We start from the raw sequence: 3875 nt of genomic DNA on the forward strand, positions 1-3875 counted from the left end.
TCATCTGTGAATAAAGCTAAGCTTTTTTCACCACCCTACTGAGCTGTGCTCTCTTGGGTACGGGATGCATTCTACGGATTCGAGCGATCGAGTCAATACTATTTTTATTTTTTTAAATCGTTTGACTAGAATTTGTGCGAAAGACGGTAGATTGCTTAGTTTTAATACTAAAAATCGCTTAAATACACTTGTTTATCATAAAACTTTGGCTACGCCTTACACTGATGGCCGTGCGTTACGTGTATTGAAGCGTTAATAATCAGGAGGCTCGCTTCTCTGAGACTCTCCAAGGGCGAAAACAAGACTTAGATCACATATGGAACTCTATCGAAGCAAAAGCCCCAGATACAAATTTCAAGCATGTCTGTTAGCAAGCATTGAAAAACGTGAGAAGCAAAGAAATGCTGTAGATTATCTTAGATACAAAAAAGCAGGCTATTAAGCCTGCTTTCTAATATCAGAATTTAATGATGCTCTTCATTCAACAGATCGTCTTTCGCAGCTGCTAAATATTGAATCATTGACCAGTACGTCAAGAAAGTTGCCACATACAATGCTGCAAAGCCTAGCCAAACCATCCATTCATCGTAACGCCATATCAACACCCATAAGGCGAACATTTGCGAAACAGTTTTTACTTTGCCAACCCAAGATACCGCAACACTCGCTCGCTTACCGATTTCAGCCATCCATTCTCGCAATGCTGAGATAATGATTTCTCGCGCAATCATCGTTACCGCAGGAATGGTCACCCAAATTGAATGGTAATGTTCCGTGATTAAAATCAATGCCGTTGCCACTAGCACTTTATCAGCAACAGGATCAATAAACGCACCAAAACGAGAAGTTTGGCCAAGTTTACGGGCCAACATACCGTCAAGCCAGTCAGTAAAACCCGCTACCCAAAACACCATTGCTGCTGCAAACGGTGCCCATGAATAAGGCAGATAAAAGACAACCACAAAAACAGGGATTAGGAACAGTCTAAGAAGAGACAGAATGTTCGGGATATTCAAACGCATTTTATTATTCTCTTACACATTGCGGCTTAATGTTGCGCGATTTTCCTTATTGTTTCAATGCTTGGAAAATAATTTCTGCTAAAGAGTGACTTATTCCCGGTACTTTGGCGATTTCTTCGACACTTGCACGTTTAAGTTCTTGTAACCCACCCATGTACTTGAGTAACGCCTGACGTCGTTTAGGGCCGATTCCCTCAATCCCTTCGAGTGCACTCGTACGTCTGGTTTTACCTCGCTTAGCACGGTGCCCCGCTATAGCATGGTTATGGCTTTCATCACGAATATGTTGAATAAGATGCAGCGCAGGAGCATCGCTTGGTAAATGAAACTCGTCCCCATCGACTGTAATCAGCGTTTCTAAGCCCGGTTTGCGAGTGACCCCTTTCGCAATACCAATCATGATGGGACGCTTTGGCCAATCACCCCAATATTGCGAAATAATATCATGCGCACGATTTAACTGACCTTTACCACCATCGATAAAGATGATGTCGGGAATTTTCTCTACGTCCAATTGCTTTGAATAACGGCGCTCCAACGCTTGTCCCATTGCAGCGTAGTCGTCCCCACCGGTAATCCCAGTGATGTTATAGCGACGATACTCCTGCTTAACGGGGCCTTCATTGTTGAACACCACACACGATGCAATCGTACTTTCCCCCATAGTATGGGAGATATCAAAACACTCCATTCGAGCTATAGACTCCAACTTCAATGTTTCGCGAAGCGCATGAAAACGCTGATTAATCGTCATCTTGTGATTGATTTTGGTGGTAATCGCTGTTAGTGCATTCGTGTTCGAAAGCTTGAGATACCTTGCTCGAGAGCCAGTTGGCGACGTATGGAAATGAACCTTACGGCCTGCCACTTCACTTAACGCTTTCTGTATTGGCGCAATATCTTCTGCCAACTCTTGATTCAAAATAATACGAGAAGGAATTGTACGTGCTTCGTTATGGCTCAAATAGTATTGAGTCAGAAAACTATCGAACACTTCCTGCTGGCTTGTATTTTGTGGGATTTTCGGAAAATGGCTACGGCTACCAAGCACTTTGCCTTGGCGTATCATCAGGATATGGATACACGCGATACCATTCTCCTGAGCAAACCCTAGTACATCCATATCATCCATGCTGTCTTCTGAGACGTACTGCTGCTCTTGAACACGTCTAATCGCTTGGATTTGATCGCGAAATTTAGCGGCATCTTCAAAGCGCAATTGCTGACTGGCAACTTCCATTTTCTCGATCAGTTGTTTGAGTACTTGCTGGTCTTTGCCTTGCAAAAACATGCGCACAAAGCCAACCAACTCTGCGTATTCTTCATCAGAAATGATGGTATCAACGCATGGCCCTGCACAACGGCCAATTTGGTACATCAAACATGGGCGCGTTCGGTTGGAATAGACAGTGTCTTCACACTGGCGCACAGGAAATATCTTTTGCAGCAAATGCAATGTTTCTCTTACTGCACCAGAATCTGGGTAGGGGCCAAAATATTCACCTTTGCGCTTCTTGGCGCCACGGTGGATAGAAAGTCGTGGGTGCTTATGACCGCTAATAAAGATATAAGGGTAAGACTTATCATCTCGCAGCAAAACATTGTATTTCGGTAAATACTGCTTGATGTAGTTATGCTCTAAGATGAGCGCTTCTGTCTCAGTGTGAGTCACTGTGACGTCAATTTTGGCGATATTACTGACAAGCGCGCGAGTTTTCTCACTGTCTACTTTTTTCCGAAAGTAGCTTGAAAGGCGCTTTTTTAGGTCTTTGGCTTTACCTACATAGATGACAACAGCTTCGGCGTTGTACATTCTGTAAACGCCGGGCTGATGAGTTACTGTCTTGAGAAAGGAAGCCGAATCGAAGGGAGGATTCACACTAAAGGGTCTCGGTGTCCAGCATTCCGTGGCGAATCGCTAAGTGAGTTAACTCAACGTCACCATTAATGTCCAATTTACTAAAGAGTCGGTAGCGATAGCTGTTGACTGTCTTTGGACTTAAATTAAGTTGCTCAGAAATATCCGTTACCTTTTGGCCTTTGGTGATCATAAGCATGATCTGCAATTCACGTTCGGATAAGTCTTTAAAAGGGTTCTCAGAGGCTGGAGAAAATTGACTCAATGCCATCTGCTGCGCAATCTCTGGTGAGATGTAACGCTGCCCACTATTAACTACACGAATCGCATTCACCATTTCATCAGGGCCAGCACCTTTGGTTAAATAACCAGACGCACCTGCCTGCATCACCTTGGTTGGAAACGGGTTTTCTGTATGAACGGTAAGTACGATGATTTTCACATCAGGATTCACGCGAAGAATTTTTTTAGTGGCTTCCAAGCCACCAATTCCTGGCATGTTCATGTCCATTAAAACGACGTCAGCATGATTACTGCGACACCATTTTACTGCATCTTCACCGCTGTCAGCTTCTCCTGCTACGTTCATTCCACGGACGTCTTCAATAATACGTCGTATCCCTGTGCGAACCAGCTCGTGATCATCTACAAGGAAAACATTTATCAAACTTGTATCTCCACACTTTGTATTGGTTCTGCACCCACATAACCATTATTTGTTAAATGTGGATATCAGTATGACTGCCTATATACTAACGTAATCGACAAAAAATTGCTTTCTATGAATATGTGCTGAAACGCAAACTTTAGCAAGAACTTATTCATAAACCACTCTATTATTTTAGAGCGTGATGAGCAGAACCGAAATCTAAGAAAAGACAATTAACAACATTAAGTACAATAAATCAAGTAACTAGGTTTCATATTGCCCAGAGAAACACGCTATAACTTAAAATGACACTGCCCCTCTTGCACCAAAGGCTAACTTGTAATCA

The 3875-nt window shown here is 43.0% G+C and carries 3 protein-coding genes; all 3 read right to left on the reverse strand.

All coding sequences use genetic code 11. From position 1 onward, the window contains the following. Window positions 1–464: 464 nt before the first annotated feature. From pgsA to uvrY, 3 genes are read right to left on the reverse strand one after another with little or no spacing between them, the layout of a single operon-like run. On the reverse strand, window positions 465–1022 hold the full coding sequence (gene pgsA / locus CAG69_RS12505) for a CDP-diacylglycerol--glycerol-3-phosphate 3-phosphatidyltransferase (protein WP_005394805.1): 558 nt from the start codon (window positions 1020–1022) through the stop codon (window positions 465–467). 46 nt (window positions 1023–1068) lie between these two features. After that, window positions 1069–2901 (reverse strand): excinuclease ABC subunit UvrC, encoded by a 1833-nt coding sequence (gene uvrC, locus CAG69_RS12510; protein WP_025767270.1) that lies wholly within the window; start codon window positions 2899–2901, stop codon window positions 1069–1071. A gap of 1 nt (window position 2902) precedes the next feature. Next, on the reverse strand, window positions 2903–3547 hold the full coding sequence (uvrY, locus tag CAG69_RS12515; RefSeq protein ID WP_005386783.1) for a UvrY/SirA/GacA family response regulator transcription factor: 645 nt from the start codon (window positions 3545–3547) through the stop codon (window positions 2903–2905). Window positions 3548–3875: the final 328 nt, after the last annotated feature.

Source organism: Vibrio sp. V43_P6S15P86 (assembly GCF_009904725.1).
GTDB lineage: Bacteria > Pseudomonadota > Gammaproteobacteria > Enterobacterales > Vibrionaceae > Vibrio > Vibrio diabolicus.

Coding starts and splice junctions, on each gene's coding strand:
- pgsA (WP_005394805.1), bottom strand. CDS start 1,022: ATGCGTTTGAATATCCCGAACATTCTGTCTCTTCTTAGACTGTTCCTA.